The 18,389-nt window shown below is 68.1% G+C and carries 18 protein-coding genes; 1 reads left to right on the top strand and 17 read right to left on the bottom strand.

Annotated elements, in window-relative coordinates:
• Window positions 1-21: 21 nt before the first annotated feature.
• The 11 genes from ruvB to pdxS form a co-directional block, all read right to left on the bottom strand.
• Window positions 22-1,059, bottom strand: a complete 1,038-nt coding sequence (gene ruvB, locus TPAU_RS09695) for a Holliday junction branch migration DNA helicase RuvB (protein ID WP_049825975.1) — start codon at window positions 1,057-1,059, stop codon at window positions 22-24.
• Between the two features lie 58 nt (window positions 1,060-1,117).
• Window positions 1,118-1,717, bottom strand: a complete 600-nt coding sequence (ruvA, locus tag TPAU_RS09690) for a Holliday junction branch migration protein RuvA (protein WP_013126571.1) — start codon at window positions 1,715-1,717, stop codon at window positions 1,118-1,120.
• Window positions 1,714-2,361: a crossover junction endodeoxyribonuclease RuvC gene (ruvC, locus tag TPAU_RS09685; protein ID WP_013126570.1), complete on the bottom strand. Its 648-nt coding sequence runs from the start codon at window positions 2,359-2,361 to the stop codon at window positions 1,714-1,716. The genes ruvA and ruvC overlap by 4 nt, the downstream gene beginning before the upstream one ends.
• 81 nt (window positions 2,362-2,442) lie before the next feature.
• A complete protein-coding gene (locus tag TPAU_RS09680; protein ID WP_013126569.1) occupies window positions 2,443-4,146 on the bottom strand; it encodes a VanW family protein in 1,704 nt (567 codons plus the stop codon).
• 72 nt (window positions 4,147-4,218) lie between these two features.
• Entirely contained in the window at window positions 4,219-4,974 is a 756-nt protein-coding gene (locus TPAU_RS09675) for a YebC/PmpR family DNA-binding transcriptional regulator (protein ID WP_013126568.1), read from the bottom strand.
• A gap of 45 nt (window positions 4,975-5,019) precedes the next feature.
• The gene (locus tag TPAU_RS09670) at window positions 5,020-6,414 is read right to left on the bottom strand and encodes a WS/DGAT/MGAT family O-acyltransferase (protein ID WP_013126567.1); all 1,395 of its coding nucleotides are present in this window, start codon (window positions 6,412-6,414) and stop codon (window positions 5,020-5,022) included.
• 89 nt (window positions 6,415-6,503) lie between these two features.
• Window positions 6,504-7,109, bottom strand: a complete 606-nt coding sequence (gene pdxT, locus TPAU_RS09665) for a pyridoxal 5'-phosphate synthase glutaminase subunit PdxT (protein WP_013126566.1) — start codon at window positions 7,107-7,109, stop codon at window positions 6,504-6,506.
• A gap of 44 nt (window positions 7,110-7,153) precedes the next feature.
• Window positions 7,154-7,978 carry an acyl-CoA thioesterase gene (locus TPAU_RS09660; RefSeq protein WP_013126565.1) on the bottom strand — a complete coding sequence of 275 codons (825 nt, stop codon included), beginning with the start codon at window positions 7,976-7,978 and terminating at the stop codon, window positions 7,154-7,156.
• 18 nt (window positions 7,979-7,996) lie between these two features.
• Window positions 7,997-8,809, bottom strand: a complete 813-nt coding sequence (locus TPAU_RS09655; RefSeq protein ID WP_013126564.1) for a PP2C family protein-serine/threonine phosphatase — start codon at window positions 8,807-8,809, stop codon at window positions 7,997-7,999.
• Window positions 8,806-10,101 (bottom strand): RDD family protein, encoded by a 1,296-nt coding sequence (locus tag TPAU_RS23710; protein ID WP_013126563.1) that lies wholly within the window; start codon window positions 10,099-10,101, stop codon window positions 8,806-8,808. Before TPAU_RS23710 ends, TPAU_RS09655 begins: the two co-directional genes overlap by 4 nt.
• 122 nt (window positions 10,102-10,223) lie before the next feature.
• Window positions 10,224-11,129: a pyridoxal 5'-phosphate synthase lyase subunit PdxS gene (gene pdxS, locus TPAU_RS09645; protein ID WP_013126562.1), complete on the bottom strand. Its 906-nt coding sequence runs from the start codon at window positions 11,127-11,129 to the stop codon at window positions 10,224-10,226.
• A gap of 106 nt (window positions 11,130-11,235) precedes the next feature.
• Here pdxS and TPAU_RS09640 point away from each other — a divergent pair, with 106 nt between their 5' ends.
• Complete coding sequence (locus TPAU_RS09640) at window positions 11,236-11,940, top strand: hypothetical protein (RefSeq protein WP_013126561.1); 705 nt, start codon at window positions 11,236-11,238, stop codon at window positions 11,938-11,940.
• A 73-nt stretch (window positions 11,941-12,013) separates the two neighbouring features.
• On the opposite strand, the gene TPAU_RS09635 is transcribed toward TPAU_RS09640, so the two are convergent.
• From TPAU_RS09635 to thrS, 6 genes are read right to left on the bottom strand one after another with little or no spacing between them, the layout of a single operon-like run.
• Window positions 12,014-13,033 carry an NUDIX hydrolase gene (locus tag TPAU_RS09635; RefSeq protein WP_049825974.1) on the bottom strand — a complete coding sequence of 340 codons (1,020 nt, stop codon included), beginning with the start codon at window positions 13,031-13,033 and terminating at the stop codon, window positions 12,014-12,016.
• 10 nt (window positions 13,034-13,043) lie between these two features.
• Window positions 13,044-14,168, bottom strand: coding sequence for a glycosyltransferase family 4 protein (locus TPAU_RS09630; protein ID WP_013126559.1), 1,125 nt, complete (start codon window positions 14,166-14,168; stop codon window positions 13,044-13,046).
• Complete coding sequence (locus tag TPAU_RS09625; protein WP_013126558.1) at window positions 14,168-15,079, bottom strand: phosphatidylinositol mannoside acyltransferase; 912 nt, start codon at window positions 15,077-15,079, stop codon at window positions 14,168-14,170. The genes TPAU_RS09630 and TPAU_RS09625 overlap by 1 nt, the downstream gene beginning before the upstream one ends.
• Entirely contained in the window at window positions 15,076-15,735 is a 660-nt protein-coding gene (gene pgsA / locus TPAU_RS09620; RefSeq protein WP_013126557.1) for a phosphatidylinositol phosphate synthase, read from the bottom strand. Before pgsA ends, TPAU_RS09625 begins: the two co-directional genes overlap by 4 nt.
• Window positions 15,735-16,283 carry an HIT family protein gene (locus TPAU_RS09615; protein WP_013126556.1) on the bottom strand — a complete coding sequence of 183 codons (549 nt, stop codon included), beginning with the start codon at window positions 16,281-16,283 and terminating at the stop codon, window positions 15,735-15,737. The genes pgsA and TPAU_RS09615 overlap by 1 nt, the downstream gene beginning before the upstream one ends.
• A gap of 31 nt (window positions 16,284-16,314) precedes the next feature.
• Window positions 16,315-18,363, bottom strand: a complete 2,049-nt coding sequence (thrS, locus tag TPAU_RS09610; protein WP_041944365.1) for a threonine--tRNA ligase — start codon at window positions 18,361-18,363, stop codon at window positions 16,315-16,317.
• Between the last annotated feature and the right edge of the window lie 26 nt (window positions 18,364-18,389).

Genomic DNA, 18,389 nt, shown 5'->3' with positions numbered 1-18,389 from the left:
CCGGACATCGCAGGCTTCCGGCTAGAACAGTCGCTCGTCCGCGTCGAAGTCACCGCGCACCTCGATTCCGGATGCGAGCGCACCCGCGGGCGGCTCCAGCCCGAGGTGGTGCCAGGCCGCCATCGTCGCGACGCGGCCGCGCGGAGTCCGGGCGAGCATCCCGGCCCGCACGAGGAAGGGCTCGCACACCTCTTCGACGGTGCCGGGCTCCTCGCCCACTGCGACCGCGAGGGTCGAGACCCCCACCGGTCCGCCACCGAAGCTGCGGATCAGAGCACCGAGCACCGCGCGGTCCAGGCGATCGAGGCCGAGCTCGTCGACGTCGTAGACCTTCAGCGCACCGCGTGCCACATCGACCGTGACGATGCCGTCGGCGCGCACATCGGCGAAATCGCGCACCCGGCGCAGCAGGCGGTTCGCGATGCGCGGGGTGCCGCGGGAGCGACTGCCTATCTCGGCGGCCGCCTCGCGCACGATCTCGATGCCGAGGATCTTCGCACTGCGCTCGATCACCTGGATCAGGTCGGCCGTGTCGTAGAAGTCCATATGCGCGGTGAAGCCGAATCGGTCGCGCAGCGGCCCGGTGAGCGAGCCGGACCGTGTGGTGGCGCCCACCAGGGTGAACGGCGCCACGTCGAGCGGGATGGAGGTGGCGCCGGGCCCCTTGCCCACCACCACATCCACCCGGAAGTCCTCCATCGCGAGGTACAACATCTCCTCAGCCGGGCGGGCCATCCGGTGGATCTCGTCGATGAACAGCACATCGCCCTCGACCAGGTTCGACAGCATGGCCGCAAGATCGCCGGCGCGCTCCAGCGCCGGACCGGAGGTGACGCGGAGAGCGGTACCGAGTTCGGCGGCGATGATCATTGCGAGGCTGGTCTTGCCCAGCCCGGGCGGACCGGACAGCAGGATGTGATCGGGGGTTCCGCCACGCTTGCGCGCGCCGTGCAAGACCAGTTGCAATTGCTCACGGACCTTGGGCTGCCCGATGAACTCGTCGAGCGATTTCGGGCGCAGCGAGTCGGAATCGTCGCCGGACAGTGCCGACGGCCCCATCAGGCCGGAGACCTCGTCCTCGTCGTACTCGCTCCCCACCTCGTCGTCGTACTGCACGTCAGCCGCGCCCCAGAGACTTCAGTGCATCGCGCAGCAGTTCGGAGACCGGCTTGTCCGGTCCCGCCTCGACCGCAGCGGCGACGGCCGGTTCGGCCTGCTTCGGGGTGAAGCCGAGGCCCTCCAAGGCGTCGAGCAGTTGCTGTGCGGTCCCGCCCGACGGGGCGTTGGACGTGCCTGCCTGGCCCACCGAGGTGCTCGGCGCCGCCACTTTGTCCTTGAGCTCGATGTGGATCCGCTCGGCGACGCGCTTCCCGATACCGGGAATCAGACACAGGGTCTTGATATCGCCCGAGGCGATCGCGGACTGCATCTGTGCGGGCTCGAGGACGGCGATCGCCGCCATGGCGAGCCGTGGCCCCACTCCCTGCACCGTCTGCAGCAGGTGGAACAGTTCCTGCTGCGGCGAGTCGGTGAAACCGTACAGAGTCATCGAGTCCTCGCGCACCACCATCGACGTCAGCAACGAGCCTTCGGAACCGCGGGTGAGCGCACCCGCGGTGGCAGGCGCCACCAGTACCTTGTAGCCCACGCCGGCGCACTCGACCACCACGTGATCGAGCCCGATATGCCGTACCTCGCCGCGCAGCGACGCGATCATCGCGCTCCTCCCGTCATCGTGCGGCTGGCGCCCGCACTTCGTGTGCCGCTCGCACTTCGTGTGCCGCTCGCACTTCGTGTGCCGCTCGCGCGGCGTTGCGCCGCGAGCCGCTGCTCGAACACCTTCTTCTGCGCCTCGGCGCGGCGTTCCGCCTCCGCCATCCGCGCGATCATCGGGGCGCGCCAGCTGTGACACACGGCCAGCGCGAGGGCGTCGGCGGCGTCGGCGGGTTCGGGCGCCTTCTGGAGCCCGAGGATTTTGGTGATCATGGCCGTCACCTGCGCCTTGCCCGCGTTGCCATTGCCGGTGACGGCAGCCTTGACCTCCGACGGGGTGTGGAAGTGCACATCGATACCGCGTCGGGCGGCGGCGAGGGCGACCACGCCGCCGGCCTGCGCTGTCCCCATGGCGGTGGAGACGTTGTGCTGCGCGAAAACGCGTTCCACGGCGATCACGTCGGGCCGGTGCGTATCCATCCAGAACTCGGCTGCGGTCCATACGGCCAGGAGTCGCTCCGGTAGAGGCATCGTCGACGGTGTGCGCACCACGTCGACGTCCAGCGCGACGACCTTGCGCCCCGAGCCGGTCTCGACCACGGAGAAGCCGCACCGCGTGAGACCGGGGTCCACCCCCATCACCCGCATCGCGCACCTCCGTCGAACACTCAAACCTTTGTTCGAGAGCCTACCCTGCATCGCTCGGATGCCGAGCGCAGACACGCGCTGCTACTCGCAGATGACGGTGGGCACCGGGTCGTACTTCACGGTCCGGGTGTTCCGCGAGATCAGGTTCCCCGTCCGGGCATCGGTGATCACCCGGGTGTTGCTGGTGGTGAAGCCGGGCTGCCCGGTGCTGGCCACGCAGTGCGGGCCCTTCGGCAGACGGATGGTCGACGGTTCGGTGGATGCGCTGCGCTCGCCCTTGATGGACTCGACCGACCGGGTCTTGGTGCTCCACATCCGCACCGACACCGACGACGAGCCGGCGCTCGACTCGATCACCACGCCGTACGGGGTGTCGTTGGTGAACTTCAGGTCGATCGAGCCCTCGAAGACGGTGGCCTCGCGTGCCTCCGGGTACCGGGAGATGTAGTAGCTGTGCTCGGTGTGGCCGGCGTCGGCGAGCCCGGCGAAGTACGCGGCGTTGTACAGCGTGGTCGCGAACTGTGAGATACCGCCGCCGACGGCCTTATCGGGGCGGCCGTTGTTGATGATGCCCGATTCCACGTATCCCTGCGCGGTACCGCGGGGCCCGGTGTACCCGTTGAGCGAGAAGGTCTCTCCCGGCAGGATCACCGCACCGTTGACCTGCTGTGCGACCCGCCGGATGTTCACACCGGAGGCATCACTGAAGCCACCGGTGGAGAACTCGCTCACCACCTCCTTGACGCCGAGTTCGTTCGCGCGTTTGGTGGTGATCTTCGGTTCTACGGTCTTGAACTGCGCGGTGGCTTCGCGGTTCGCGTCGTCGCGCTGGTTGACGGCCTTGGCGACCGCGTCGATGGTCGGATCCCAGACCACCTCGCTGCCGGGTACCGCCGCGGTGATCGTCGGCGCCCCTCCGGACAGCGAGAAGGACGCGTCCTTCGGCTTGGACACCGCCGACTCGAGGCGCGTACCGAGAACCTTGCGCGCGGCATCACGGTCGACCGTGGGCTTGAGCTGCCCCTCGCCGTCGGGCTGGAACGATAGGAACGTCCCGATGTCGTCACCGCTGAGCCGGCCGACAGTAGTCGGGTCGGCATTGGGTGCGCCGTCTTTGCGCAGTGCGACGGGTGAGGCGACCGCGCGCGCCGCCGCACCGGAGGCCACCGACCGGACCATCTGCTCGGAGACGGTGGGGCGCACGTTCTCGGTGGGGACACCGATGTCGGTGGTGTCCGGCCAGGCTTCGAGCACCGCCTTCGCCGCCTCATCGAAGTTGATCTTGTCGCCGGGCTTGGGCAGCACGGGAACCGGCTTGCCGTCCTTGAAGACCACCGCGCCATCGCCCGCGGCCGAAGTGAGCGCGGGCGTCGACTTCGTGAGCGCGGCGTCGAACGTACCGCGGTCGATGTTCGCGGCGGGGTGCACGTGCCGCTGCTTGACGTACCCGATCAGGTCACGACCCGGATTTCGGTCGCGGATGGCCTGATCGACGGTGCCCTCGACATCCATCGTCAGGCCCAGCTGTTCCGGGCTGAACCGCACCGACCCCTTCGGCGTGCGCAGCGTGACCTGCTCGGTGGCTGCCTGCTGCGCCGCCGGGCGCAGCCGGTTGATCGCCTCGTCACGGCTCACGCCGCCGAACTTCACGCCCAGCGCCGTGGCGCCGTGGACGGTTTCAGCGCGTCCGCTCTCCCAGACCGCGGCTCCGCCCGCTCCGAGGAGCAGGGCCCCGACTACGGCGAGTGCGGAGGCACGGCGCAGCGAGGTTCGAGTCCGAGTCACACTCTGAGAATATCCTGACGCATCAGTACCGGACAGTAGGGGCGATGCAGAACGGCAATGCGGCCGTCCGGATCAGTCGGCGTCGAGCTCGGCGAGCACCTCATCGGAGATGTCGATGTTGGTGTACACGTTCTGCACGTCGTCGCTGTCCTCGAGCGCGTCGATCAGCTTGAACACCTTGCGGGCACCGTCGGCGTCGAGCGGCACCTCGACCGAGGCGCGGAATCCCGATTCGGCCGATTCGTAGTCGATTCCGGCCTCCTGCAGCGACGTTCGCACCGCGACCAGATCCGTGGGTTCGGAGATGATCTCGAACTGCTCGCCGAGATCGCTGACCTCTTCGGCACCGGCGTCGAGCACGGCCATGAGCACGTCGTCCTCGGATTGATCGTTCTTGTCCAGGGTGACGATGCCCTTGCGCGTGAACAGATACGACACCGATCCCGGATCGGCCATATTGCCGCCGTTGCGGGTCATCGCGACGCGGACCTCACCGGCGGCGCGGTTGCGGTTGTCGGTGAGGCACTCGATCAGCACCGCCACACCGTTGGGGCCGTAGCCCTCGTACATGATGGTCTGCCAGTCCGCGCCGCCGCCCTCTTCGCCGCCGCCGCGCTTGCGCGCGCGCTCGATGTTGTCGTTGGGAACGGAGTTCTTCTTCGCCTTCTGGATGGCGTCGTACAGCGTGGGGTTACCGTCGGGGTCGCCACCGCCGGTACGGGCCGCGACCTCGATGTTCTTGATCAGCTTGGCGAACAGCTTGCCGCGCTTGGCATCGATCGCCGCCTTCTTGTGCTTGGTGGTGGCCCATTTGGAGTGGCCGCTCATCGAACCCTCGATTCAGTCCTGGTGCGCTGTATCAACCCCCCGAGTTTACGCGAAAGCCTTCTCCAACTCGCCGAGCGCATCTTCGAGGTGGTGGATGAGGCGCTGCACGTGCGGCACAGAGGTACGGCAGGCGACGATGCCGAACTCCAGGTTGTCGTAGTTGGTGGAGATGGTGATGTTGATGGCGGCACCGTCGAGCACGATCGACGCCGGATAGATGCCGTCGAGGCGGGAACCGTTCCAGTACATCGGGGCGCGGGGGCCGGGAACATTCGAGATCACCAGGTTGAACGGCGGCCGGGTGCGGCCGGAGTACCCGGGCAGCAGGCCCGGTGCCAGTCCGGCGATGTTGGCCGCGCTCACCGCGAGCACCTGCATCGGCGAGAGCTCGCCCATCACCCGGCGGGCGGCCCGTACCGAATCACGCGCCATGTGCAGCCGGTCGGCGGCGTCGGGGATATCGGTCCCCAGCGTGGCGATGATCGTGCCCACCGCGTTCGAGTCCGACGCGTCACCCTCCTTACGCAGGTTCACCGGGACCATCGCCGTGAGCGACCGGTCGGGCAGTTCGCCGAGCTCGGCCAGATACGACCGCAGTGCGCCGCCGCACATCGCCAGGACCACATCGTTGACGGTGGCTCCCGCCGCGCGGCGGATCGCGTTGATCCGCTCGAGCGAGTACGACTGGGCGACGAAACGCCGGGCGCCGCCGATCGGGACGTTGAAGATGGTGTGCGGCGCCTGGAACGGCGCCATGTAGTCGTGATCGCGAAAGGCGTTGCCCACCACCTTGAGCGAGGCGGGAACCATACCGAGCACCTCGCTCGTGAGACCCGCGGCCTGCTTCGCCACGCCCAGCGGATCGACGCCGAACAGACCGGACGGCTTCGCCGGGGCCGGTTCCTGGGGCCTTGCGCGCTTGCCGAGCCCCGGCTGCCAGACGACGCGCCCCTCCATGTCGTTCGGGTCCTCCGAGAGCGAGAGGGTCATGTACTTCAGGGCCGAGACACCGTCCACCAGCGAATGATGCACCTTGCTGTAGACCGCGAACCGTCCGTCCTCGAGCCCCTCGATGACCTGGAGCTCCCACATCGGACGATGCCGGTCGAGCAGGGTCTCGTGCCACAGCGAGACCATCTGGAAGAGCTCGCGGATCCGTCCCGGCTGGGGCAGCGCCGTGTGCCGCACGTGGTAGTCGACGTCGATCGAGTCGACATCGGTCCACCACGTGTTGCCGACGATGCCGACCGGATCCGCCGGGCGACGTCCGAAGCGGCTGCTCACATCGGTATGCGCGCGCATCGTCTCGACCACCGAACGCACGTAATCGGGCCCGGCCCCGTCGGGTGGGGTGAACAGCTGCAATCCGCCCACGTGCATGGGATGCTCGCGCGATTCCGCGACGAGGAACATCGAATCGGTCACCGGCATGTAGCTCATGCGCGCACCCCCTGTCCGTCTGCGGGTACCGCACGCGGCCCCACCACCTCAACACGATCCGGCAGAGGGCGTGGGCAGACCGAGACGGGTCAGCCGCGCCGAACCATCGAGAGGAAGTGCTCGTGGATCCGCAGATCCCCGGTCACCTCGGGATGGAAGGATGTGGCAAGCGTCACACCCTGCTGCACTGCGACCACCGTACCCGCCGACTCACCCGCCTCCGCAGGCACCCTGGCCAGCACGTCGACACCGTCGCCGACCCGTTCCACCCAGGGCGCGCGGATGAACACGGCCCGTACCGGTGCGCCGTCGATGCCGGCGACGTGGAGGTCGGTCTCGAACGAATCCACCTGTCTGCCGAAGGCGTTCCGCCGGACCGTCATATCGATCGCGGCCAGGCAACGAGCATCGGGCCGGGTGTCGAGTACCTCGGAGGCGAGCAGGATCATCCCGGCGCACGATCCGTAGGCGGGTAGCCCACCGGCGAGGGCGGCGCGCAGCGGGTCGTACAGGTCGAACACGCCGAGCAGCCGGCTCATGGTGGTGGACTCGCCACCCGGTATCACGATGGCGTCGACGGCGGCGAGGTCGGCAACGGTGCGCACCGCGCTGGTGGCCGCCCCCACCTCCTCCAGTGCCCGCCGATGCTCACGCACATCACCCTGAAGGGCCAGAACTCCGATCCGCACAGTCACGGGTGAACAGCGTAGGTGCCCGGCACCGGATCGCCGCGGGTGGCCTAGTGCCGGTAGCGGTGCAGGCCCTCCTGGATCACGACGGCGACCAGCGTGCCGTCCTGGCTGAAGATCCGTCCGGCGGTCAGGGCACGGCCTCCGCCGGCCGACGGCGACGTCTGGTCGTAGAGCAACCATTCATCGGCGCGGAAGGGCCGCAGGAACCACATGGCGTGGTCCAGGGAAGCCACCTGGGTATCGACGCCGGGATGGCCGACCCGCGCGGAGGTCAGCAGCGTCATATCGCTCATATAGGCCAGGGCGCTGGTGTGGATGTTCTGATCATCGGGTAGCCGGCCGATGTGTTTGAACCACACCTGCTGATGCACCGCTCGCCCGGCATAGGGCTCGGTCTGCGCCTGATCGACGATCCGGATGTCCCAGTTGTTCCACTCCTGGATCAGCCCGCGACTCTCCGTGGAGGCGTTGGGGTCCTCGCGCGGGTTGGGCACCGTCTCGGGGTCGGGGGCCACCGGCATCTCGTCGGCGTGTTCGATGCCCTCCTGCCCGGGCAGCTGGAACGAGGCCGACATGGAGAAGATCGCCTCACCGTTCTGCACGCCGTTGACCCGGCGGGTGCAGAAGGATCGGCCGTCGCGGATGCGATCGACGAGGAAGACGGTGTCGGCATCCGGGTTGCCGGGACGCAGGAAGTAGCCGTGCAGTGAGTGCACCTGCATCGAGTCGGGGACGGTCGAGATCGCGGACCGCAGCGCCTGTCCGGCGACCTGCCCGCCGAAGGTGCGCACCAGGATCGACGGTGCGTGAATTCCGCGGAAGATATCGCGGTCGATCTGCTCCAGGCTCAGGAGTGCTTCGATGTCAGCCACGAGGTGACTCTACTCAGGTCACCAGTCCTCGCCGACCGGTTCGGTGGTGGCTTCCACCACGATCACGGTGACGTTGTCACGGCCGCCCGCGTTCAGGGCCGCGGACACGAGCTGATCGGCGCACTCGTCGATCGGGACCTCGGATTCGAGTATCGACTGGATCTCGTCGTCCGTGAGCTCGCCGTTGAGGCCGTCCGAGCACACCAGCAGCTTCTCCTGCGGCTGTGCAGGCACGATCCAGAAATCTGCGTCGGGCTCCATGCCGGCACCGAGAGCGCGGGTGATCACGTTGCGCCGCGGGTCGACCCGCGCCTGTTCGGGGCTGAGGAAGCCGCCGTTGATGAGCTCCTGCACCTGGGAATGGTCCACGGTGAGCTGCTCGAAGTAGCCCTCGGCGAGGCGGTAGGTACGCGAATCGCCGATGTTGACCACGAGCCAATGCGGCACGTCCTCGTAGGTGGTCAGCAGGACCCCGGTCACCGTGGTGCCCGCACGCTTGCCGGTCTCCGAATCGATGGCCTCGATGGTGGCGTGCGCCTGCCGCAGTCGATCGACCACCTGTTCCATCACGACTTGCGCGTCGGCGGGCTCGGGGCCGAAGACCTCGGCGAGTGCCTCCAGCGCAGCCGCTGAGGCGACCTCACCGGCATCGTGCCCGCCCATGCCGTCGGCAAGCAGGAACATGCCCGGTCCGGTGAGCGCACCGTCCTCGTTCGTCATCCGGACGCGGCCCGGGTTGCTGATCGCGACCCACTTCATCGAGACGCCGCCCTGGGCGCCGTAGACGATCTCCGAACGTGCCGAGCCGTCTCCTGTGGCCTCGGCGGTCATCCGCCGAGCACCTTGAAACTGCGCTGCCCTATATGCACGACGCTGCCCTTCTCCACGGCGTACCTGACTCCCTTGGTGAGCTCGGTCCACGAATCCTCGTATGCGATCGCAGATCCGTTCGTCGACCCTACGTCTTCGACCCACAGCTCACCGCGAGTGAGTCCGAACAAGAGGTGGGTCTTGGACACCGAGGCGGTGTCGTCGACGAGAACGTGCTTGGTGACCTTGGACGGGTCCAGACCTGCCGGGATCACCGGCTCGCGGCCGATGATGCCGTCACCGCGCACATCGACCGAGTGGCCGTCGTCGAAGCGGAGCACGATCGGCGCAGCGCCCGCAGGGCGCTGACCTCCGGCCCCGGCGGTCTGGAGCGGCGACGGTGCGCTCGGACGCTGCGGGGGCGGCCCCTGCGGCGGTACCGGGGGCGCGGATGAGGCCGGGCGAGGCGGAGCACTCTGCGGCTGCGGCGGCTGGGTCGGCTGCGGCGGGAGGCTCTGCGGGTGTGCGGGGCGGGGTGCGGGCGGCACCGGCGCCTGCGGCGGCGAAGCGAACGCGGCGGCCGGCGCCGCGGGACCGGCAGGCTGCTCGCCCTCGGCGAGCGGCGGGCCGAAGCGGGGCGGCACAGGGCGCAGGCCGGGAACGTCGTCGGGCAGTGGAGGCAGCGACGGCGGCTGCAGTCGCTCCCGGGGCTCAGCCTCGGTCTCCGCACCGGTGTCGGTGAGCGCGGCGGTCCGGGCACCGTCACCCGGCAGTGGGGTGGGGATGCGCTGCAACCCGGAATCGTCCTGGGCACCCTCGCCGGTCACCAGGCCGCCCAGGGGGCCGGATGGCGCCGCCGCCGTGCGCGGTGCCTGCTCGACCTCGACTTCGGTGCCGTCGACGACGGTGGTCTTGGACGCCTTCTCATGGATCCCGCGACGCCCGGCGTCCGCGAGGATCGACCAGGCGGGGAGGTACACCAGCGGCGCGAGCACGTTGAAGACCAGCGAGCGAATGGCCGACGCGGGATAGCCCAGGGCGGCCCGGGTATCGGCGTCGACCACTTTGAGTCCGGCCAGCATCTTGCCGGGGCTGGCCGCGTAGGCGCCGTGCAGCACGATCGAGGCGATGATCGCGACGATCACGCCGCCACCGAGGAAGTACAGCCCCTTCTCGAGACCGGCCAGCACATTGATGATCAGTGCCACGGCGATCACCGTGGAGGCCAGGCAGAGGTCGGCGATGTACGCGAGCACCCGCAGCGCGATCGGAGCGCCGTCGGCCCGCTGTCCTCCGGTTGCTGTGTCTGACATCCTCCGCCTCACCTGCTACATCGTCGATCGTGCGTTGCTATTCGGCTCGTCGCCCCGGAACCCGGCGTACGCGCAGCCTCGACGCTAGCGCGATTCCCCCGGCACCGGCAGGCGACATGCCGTCACCAGCCGCGTTCCGCCAGGCGGTGCGGCTGCGGGATGTCGTCGACGTTGATGCCGACCATCGCCTCGCCCAGCCCACGGGAGACCTCGGCGAGCTTGCCGGGGTCGTCGTAGAAGGTGGTCGCGGCGACGATCGCCTTCGCGCGCTGCTCCGGGTTGCCCGACTTGAAGATGCCCGAACCCACGAACACGCCCTCGGCGCCGAGCTGCATCATCATGGCCGCATCGGCGGGTGTCGCAATGCCGCCCGCGGTGAACAGGGTGACGGGCAGCTTGCCGTTCTTGGCGACCTCGACGACGAGGTCGTACGGAGCCTGCAGTTCCTTGGCCGCCACGTACAGCTCGTCCTCGGGCAGCGAGGTGAGGCGACGGATCTCGTCGCGGATCTTGCGCATGTGCGTGGTGGCGTTGGAGACGTCGCCGGTCCCGGCCTCGCCCTTGCTGCGGATCATCGCGGCGCCCTCGGTGATGCGGCGCAGGGCCTCGCCGAGGTTGGTCGCGCCGCAGACGAACGGCACCGTGAAGGCGAACTTGTCGATGTGATTGGCGTAGTCGGCCGGGGTCAGGACCTCGGACTCATCGATGTAATCGACGCCGAGGGCCTGCAGGATCTGCGCCTCGACGAAGTGGCCGATGCGGGCCTTGGCCATCACCGGGATCGAGACGGCGGAGATGATGCCGTCGATCATGTCGGGGTCGGACATGCGGCTCACGCCGCCCTGCGCGCGGATGTCGGCGGGCACGCGCTCCAGGGCCATGACGGCCACGGCCCCGGCGTCCTCGGCGATCTTGGCCTGCTCGGGGGTGACCACGTCCATGATCACGCCGCCCTTGAGCATCTCGGCCATGCCGCGCTTGACGCGTGCGGTGCCGGTGACGGGTGCGGTCTGGGGATCAGTGGTCACTGACGGGTCTCCTTGAGCGGGGTGGGACGTGTGGGGTCCCAGTATTCCCGATGACGGTGCGCCTTCCGCCGGGTGGGTCACACGCCTTCCCGCATACACTTCAGGCATGGGCGGATTCATCGACGTGTACTCGATCGAGCCGGAGACCGAGCTCACCGGCCCCGAGTTCGACCCCGCACTCGTCGCCGCATTCGTCGACCGGTGGTCGCTCACGGCACTCGGCGACGGCGAGTACCTGGCACCGGAGAACGAATACGGCTATCAGTCGGAGATCAGCGTCGACGCCCACGGCATGTCCATCAGCCGGCCGACCCAGGCCGATGTGGATCGCGCCATCGACTTCATGGTCACGGTCGGTGGAACGATCGCCAGTTCGTCCAACCCCTTCATCTCCACCGATACCCGCTGGCTCGACGTGCCGCCCGATGACGAGCGGATGGTCTTCGTGGTCGCCGACGCCGCCGGGGCACGGGACGCCTTCGACATCCAGAACGCCCCGCCCGGCGTCTGGGACATCCGCGCGGGCTACGAGGCGGTGCCGATCATCGTGGGGCGTCCTATGGCCGGGTATCCACCGGAGCTGTGTTGGAACGGATGGCTGGTGATGTTCCACGCGGACGAGATCGAGGTCCAGGTGGTTCCCGACCACGGTTTCTGGGGCGTACCGCTGCGCGACGTCGAACCGGGTCGTGTGTACCTCGCCAACGGCTGGACCGTCCGCGAGGTGGACGGTGCGCTCGTCGCACGTCGCGCCCGCACCGTACGGATCACGGAATCCGGCGGTGTTCCCCTCATCTCCGAATCGACGTGACTCACAAACCGGCGGTTTTCTCGGCCACCCGGCGAATAGCGGCGCATGACCGAGAAAACCGCCGGTTTCCGAACTAGTCGATGGCGATAGGGGCACCGGCCGGCACGCCGCCGGCAGCGAGCGCCGCCCGCACATCGGCGACGAGGCCCGGGAGCGCCTGCGGGTAGACGGGGTCGGCGAGACCGGTCACGTCGTCCGGCTGGCACCACCGCATCTCATCGATGGTGTGCAGTTCGACATCGGTGAGCCCGGCAGGGCGCGGATCGAACCGGTCGACGGTCGCAGCGAAGAAGTACTCGTCGGAGTCCATGACGTCGCCGTCGAAGGCGAACACCGCCTCGCGCCGGTAGAGCGGACCGAGCAGGGAGCCCGGGGACAACTCGAGCCCGGTCTCCTCCCGGACCTCCCGCAGCGCCGCCGCCGCCAGTTCCTCCCCCGGCTCCACACCGCCACCGGGTGTGAACCAGAACCGGTCGCCGGTGTTGCGGGGATCATGGCCGTGTACCAGCAGCACCGCACCGTCGCGGTCGACGAGGATCACCCGCGCCGACACCCGCCGGTCCCCGCTTTCCGCGAGCAGCGCCGCCGGCAGCACACCGCCGCGATCGACGATGTCGAAGTAGCGCGGCATCGGCGCGGTGCCGCCCAGGTGCAGCCAGCGCACGAACCGGCGGCCCCGCAGCGCCCGGGTGTCGCGGACCGCGTCGTTGTGAAACCGGCGGGCCATGGTGACACGGGTGTCGGCGTCGGCGATCTCGGCGACCAGCGACCGCGGCAGGGTTTCCACGTCGATGGCCCCGATAGCGGCAGAGAGTTGGTTCTCACGCACCTCGCGGTTATCGCGGTCGGCGTTCTCCGCGCGGTCGGCGATGAGGCGCAGTGCCCGCCCCTGCTCAACGGGGATCGATGCGGCGACGGCACGGGCGACCACCGCTCGCCGAGCGAGCGCGGATTCCAATGCCTGGTACGAGAGGTCCGTGCGCACATGCAGCCGGTCAAGACGGTGCGCGGTCTGGTAGGCCAGTACGGCGACGATCAGTACCGCCGCGACGATCAGCCCGATCACGAGCACGGTGGTGGCGGTCAGGTTCAGCACGGCAGCCTCAGTCGTCGATGCTCACGACCACGCCCGGCACGGCGACGGTCTCGTACACGCGGAGTACCTGTTCGGCAACGACCGACCAGTCGAAACGCCACACCGCCTCCGACGCGCGCGCGACCTGGGCACGACGGGCCTCCTCATCGGACAGCAGGCCGGCGACCGCGGCCCCGAGTGCGGCCCCGTCGCCGACCGGGACGAGCACGCCGCACTCCCCCGCGTCGAGCACGCGCTCAAAGGCGTTGAGGTCACTGGCCACCACGGCGGCACCGGCGGCCATGGCCTCGACCAGCACGATGCCGAAGCTCTCGCCGCCCAGGTTCGGCGCAACGTAGACGTCGGCCGATCGCAGCGCGGCCGCCTTCTCGTCATCGGTGACGGCGCCCAGCAGTCGGAGGTGCTTCGCATACGGTCCGGCGTCGCGGAGCAGCTTCTCCTCGTCGCCCCGACCGATCACCAGGACCTCGACATCGGGCTGCGCCGCGACGATCGCGGGCAATGCCTCCAGGAACACCGCCATGCCCTTGCGGGGCTCGTCGTACCGGCCCAGGAACAGGATGGTCTTACCGGGGCGCGGATAGCCGGGCAGCGGGTCCCCCTCGGCGAAGTGCGCAACGTCCACGCCGTTCGGGATCTCGATGGCATCGGATCCGAGGGACTCCATCTGCCAGCGGCGGGCCAGTTCAGAGACGGCGATTTTGCCGCGGATCTTCTCGTGCGACGGACGCAGCACACTCTGGAACACCGACAGCACGAGCGACTTCTCGGTGGACGTGTGGAACGTCGCGACGATCGGCCCGTCGGCGATGGCCAGCGCGAGCATCCCGAGACTGGGTGCGTTCGGCTCGTGCACGTGCAGGACATCGAACTCGCCGTCACGAATCCAGCGGCGAAGCCGGGAGAAGGCGACCGGACCGAAACTGAGGCGCGAAACCGAGCCGTTGTACGGGATCGCGACGGCCTTGCCGGAGGAGACGGCGAAGTCGGGCAGCACCGTCTCCTTCGACGACGGGGTGAGCACCGAGACCTCGTGGCCGCGCGCGATGAGTACACGAGCCAGGTCGACGACGTGGGCCTGCACCCCGCCCGCGACGTCGAACGAGTACGGGCAGATCATCCCGATCCGCATCAGCGCTCCTGCGGCCCGAGGATGCGCTCACGCCGGGCCTGTGACCAGTCGGCCTCCCAGAGCGGCTGCAGCATGTGCCAGTCGGCGGGATGCGCGGCGATGTTGTCCGCGAAGGCGTTCGCGAGTCGCTGCGTCGCGTCCTCGATACCGAGGCTGACGTCGATCGGAGGTCCGGCCTTGAAACCCCAGGCGTCGCCCTCGAACCAGCAGTGCACCGGCAACAGCGGGGCACCGGTGTCGATCGCCAGCTTCGCCGGGCCGGCGGGCATGCGGGTGCGTTCACCGAAGAAGGTGACCGGCACGCCGTGGCGGGCCAGATCGCGCTCACCGAGCAGGCAGATCGGGCGACCCGCGCGCAGACGCTCTGCCAGTGCAGGCATCGGTGGCTGCTCGCCACCGGAGGTCGGGAAGATCTCGAACCCCAGGGACTCGCGGTAGTCCACGAACTGGCGGAACAGCGATTCGGGTTTGAGGCGCTCGGCGACGGTGGCGAACCTGCCGTACTGCTGCACGAGCCACACCCCGGCCATGTCCCAGTTGCCGCTGTGCGGAAGTGCGAGCACGGCGCCCTTCCCGTCGGCCATGGCCTCGTGGACGCTGGGGGCTTCGACGTACTGGTCGAGTGTGCGACCGAGTTGCGTGAGATCCATGGACGGGAGCCGGAACGACTCACGCCAGTACCGCGCGTACGACCGCGCTGACGCCTCGATCAGGCTCTGCGGCACCGCATCCGGCGTGGTGCCGAGCACCCGCGCCAGGTTCTTCCGGAGCTGGACGTTCTCGCCGCGAGCGCCCAATCGACCACCCAGGTCGTCGAACAGGAACCGGGCGGCGGCCTCGGGCATCCGTTTCGTGATCGCCCACCCGGAGCGATAGGCGAGGTCAGCGGCCTCCTCGCGCGGGTTGATCACGCCTGATCCCCTTCGTGCTGCGCGGCCGCCTGGGGCAGCGGCAGCAGATCGGTGGCTCCGGGCGAGTGGCGCACGCTCATGGCGCGTTGGAACACGGTGATGATACTGGTGACGGCGAGCAGCCACATCGCGATGTGGATGGCCCACCAGAGACCGAGTCCGGTGAATCCGGCTCCGACGAGAACGATGATCAGGCGCTCGGGGCGTTCGATCCACCCGCCGTCTCCCTTGAGACCGGAGGCTTCGGCGCGGGCCTTGGCGTAGCTGATCACCTGGGATGTGACCAGGCAGATCAGAGTGGCGATCAGCAGGTTGTAGCGGTTGTTCTCGGTGAACACGGCCCACCACGCGAGACCGGCGAAGATCGCACCGTCGGCGATCCGGTCGCAGGTGGCGTCGAGCCATGCACCGAACCGGGTGCCGCCGCCGCGGGCGCGGGCCATGGCCCCGTCGAGCATGTCGAACATGACGAAGAACCAGATCACCAGAGCGCCGGCGAACAGGTGATCGGTGGGAAAGAGCCACAGCGCCGCGGTCACCGAGCAGACGGTCCCGAACAGAGTCACCGCGTCGGGCGTCAGGCCCGTCTTGATCAGCGTCTTTCCGATCGGAAGGGTGACCTTGGACACCGCCTCGCGACTGAAGATCGAAGACACTAGACCTCCTCCCAGGCCTTCGCCATGAGCGCCCGGGTCTGTCCCAGAAGCTGCGGCATCACCTTAGTGCCCGAGAGCACCGTGATGTAGTTCGCATCGCCGGGCCAGCGCGGCACGATGTGTTGGTGCAGGTGCTCGGCGATCGAACCACCGCCCGAGCGGCCCAGGTTGAAGCCCACGTTGAACGCGGCGGGCCGAGAGATCCGCTTGATCACTCGGATCGTCTTCTGGGTGAGCTTGATCAGTTCGAAGGCCTCGTCGTCGGTCAGCTCCTCGAGATCGGCGACCTGACGATACGGAACCACCATGCAATGACCCGGGTTGTACGGGAACAGGTTCAGCACCACGTAGCAGTGTTCGCCGCGGGCAACGATGAGGCCGTCCTCGTCGGCCAGCTTGGGGATCTCCAGGAAGGCGGTGCTGCCCTCGGGGACGGGAGGGGTGTCGACGAGGTATCGCATCCGGTACGGCGTCCACAGCCGTTCGATGCTCTCATCGCCGTCACCCACACCGAAATCGCGGTGTGCGTCGCTGGATTCGTCGACCATGTCGTTTCCCCTCCCGTCTCGTTCGTTTCCGTCAGGGCGTGACGACGGTGCCCAGCAGCTCGGCCGTCGGCGATTCATTGCGACGCGCGCGCACCCACTCCACGATCCGCTGGACGGCATCGTCGACGGGGACCTCGTTGACCTGGGTGCCGTCGCGGAACCGGAAGCTGACGGCACCGGCTTCGCGATCGCGCTCCCCCGCCAGCAGCATGAACGGAACCTTTTGGGTGGTGTGGTTGCGGATCTTCTTCTGCATCCGATCGTCGCTGTGGTCGACGTGGGCGCGGATGCCTTCGGCACGGAGTTTGCGGATCACGGTCTCCAAGTGATCGCCGAACTGCTCAGCCACGGGGATGCCGACGACCTGCTCGGGTGCCAGCCACGCCGGGAACGCACCCGCGTAGTGCTCGGTGAGCACACCGAAGAACCGCTCGATGGAACCGAACAGAGCGCGGTGGATCATCACCGGACGCTGTTTGGTGCCGTCCGGCGCGGTGTACTCGAGCTCGAACCGCTCGGGCAGGTTGAAGTCGAGCTGGATCGTCGACATCTGCCAGGTACGCCCCAGGGCGTCCTTCGCCTGCACCGAGATCTTCGGCCCGTAGAAGGCGGCGCCGCCCGGATCGGGTACCAGGTCGAGGCCCGAGGCTTCGGCAACCTGCTGCAAGGTCTTGGTGGCTTCTTCCCAGACGTCGTCGTCGCCAACGTACTTCTCGGGATTCTTGGTCGACAGCTCCAGGTAGAAGTCATCGAGGCCGTAGTCCTTGAGCAGCGACAGCACGAACTTCAAGGTCGTGGTGAGTTCGCCATGCATCTGCTCCTTAGTGCAGTAGATGTGCGCATCGTCCTGAGTCATTCCGCGCACCCGAGTCAGGCCGTGAATCACCCCGGACTTCTCATACCGGTAGACGGAGCCGAACTCGAAGAGCCGCAACGGCAGTTCCCGGTACGACCGGCCGCGGGCGTCGAAGATCAGATTGTGCATCGGGCAGTTCATCGGCTTGACGTAGTAGTCCTGGCCGGGCTTGGTGACGTTGCCCTCGTCGTCGTACTCGGCGTCGAGGTGCATGGCCGGGAACATGCCGTCCTTGTACCAATCGAGGTGCCCCGAGACCTCGTAGAGAGCGCTCTTAGTGAGGTGCGGGGTGTTGACGAACTCGTACCCGGCGTCCACATGACGCTGCCGCGAGTACTCCTCCAGTTCCTTGCGGATGATGCCGCCCTTGGGGTGGAACACCGGCAGGCCGGAACCGAGGGCGTCGGGGAAGCTGAACAGGTCCAGCTCGGCACCGAGCCGGCGGTGGTCGCGCTTCTCCGCCTCGGCCAGCAGCTCCAGGTATTCGTCCTGTGCCTCCGGGGACTCCCATGCGGTGCCGTAAATGCGCTGAAGGTCGGCGTTGTTCTGGTCGCCACGCCAATACGCCGCGGAGCTACGGGTGAGCTTCACGGCCGGGATGTACTTGGTGGTGGGCACGTGCGGTCCGCGGCACAGATCACCCCAGATCCGTTCGCCGGTACGGGGATTGAGATTGTCATACGCGGTCAGTTCGGCCCCGCCGACCTCCATGACCTCGCTGTCGTCGGCAGCGCCCTTGTCGTCGATCAACTCGAGCTTGTACGGCTCTCCCGCCAGCTCGGCGCGGGCCTCGTCCTTGCTCGCGTAGACACGGCGGCTGAACTTCTGACCCGCCTTGATGATCTGCTTCATCTTCTTCTCGAGGTTCTTCAGATCCTCGGGGGTGAACGGCTCGGCAACGTCGAAGTCGTAGTAGAAACCGTCCGTGATGTACGGGCCGATCCCGAGCTTGGTACCGGGGAAGCCGTCCTGAACCGCTTGCGCCAGAACATGCGCCGCGGAGTGCCGGATCACATTGCGGCCGTCGTCGGTGTTCGCCGCCACGGCCTCGACCTCGGTGTCGGTCTCCGGGACCCAGCTGAGGTCCTTGAGGGTGCCGTCGGTCGTCTTCACCACCACGACGGCCTCGGGGCCCTTGTTGGGAAGATCCAGCTCGCGCATGGCGGCCCCGGCGGCGATTCCGGCGGGGACGACGAAGGTGGTGCTCACGGTGCTCCTATTCATGCGGGCGGCATACCTGGCCGCACGCG

Origin of the sequence: Tsukamurella paurometabola DSM 20162, assembly GCF_000092225.1 — a bacterium.
Classification (GTDB): domain Bacteria; phylum Actinomycetota; class Actinomycetes; order Mycobacteriales; family Mycobacteriaceae; genus Tsukamurella; species Tsukamurella paurometabola.
The sequence above is the reverse complement of the archived record's forward strand: the minus strand, read 5'-3'. Positions and strand labels throughout refer to the sequence as shown.

What these genes read in the sequence shown, in the direction of transcription:
- TPAU_RS09630 (WP_013126559.1), bottom strand. Translation starts at nt 14,168, where the DNA reads ATGCGGATCGGGATGATCTGCCCGTACTCGTTCGACGTCGCGGGCGGG.
- ruvC (WP_013126570.1), bottom strand. Translation starts at nt 2,361, where the DNA reads ATGCGGGTGATGGGGGTGGACCCCGGTCTCACGCGGTGCGGCTTCTCC.
- TPAU_RS09655 (WP_013126564.1), bottom strand. Translation starts at nt 8,809, where the DNA reads ATGACCGCCGAGGCCACAGGAGACGGCTCGGCACGTTCGGAGATCGTC.
- TPAU_RS09675 (WP_013126568.1), bottom strand. Translation starts at nt 4,974, where the DNA reads ATGAGCGGCCACTCCAAATGGGCCACCACCAAGCACAAGAAGGCGGCG.
- ruvA (WP_013126571.1), bottom strand. Translation starts at nt 1,717, where the DNA reads ATGATCGCGTCGCTGCGCGGCGAGGTACGGCATATCGGGCTCGATCAC.
- ruvB (WP_049825975.1), bottom strand. Translation starts at nt 1,059, where the DNA reads ATGGGGCCGTCGGCACTGTCCGGCGACGATTCCGACTCGCTGCGCCCG.
- TPAU_RS09615 (WP_013126556.1), bottom strand. Translation starts at nt 16,283, where the DNA reads ATGGTCGACGAATCCAGCGACGCACACCGCGATTTCGGTGTGGGTGAC.
- thrS (WP_041944365.1), bottom strand. Translation starts at nt 18,363, where the DNA reads ATGAATAGGAGCACCGTGAGCACCACCTTCGTCGTCCCCGCCGGAATC.
- TPAU_RS23710 (WP_013126563.1), bottom strand. Translation starts at nt 10,101, where the DNA reads ATGTCAGACACAGCAACCGGAGGACAGCGGGCCGACGGCGCTCCGATC.
- TPAU_RS09640 (WP_013126561.1), top strand. Translation starts at nt 11,236, where the DNA reads ATGGGCGGATTCATCGACGTGTACTCGATCGAGCCGGAGACCGAGCTC.
- TPAU_RS09670 (WP_013126567.1), bottom strand. Translation starts at nt 6,414, where the DNA reads ATGAGCTACATGCCGGTGACCGATTCGATGTTCCTCGTCGCGGAATCG.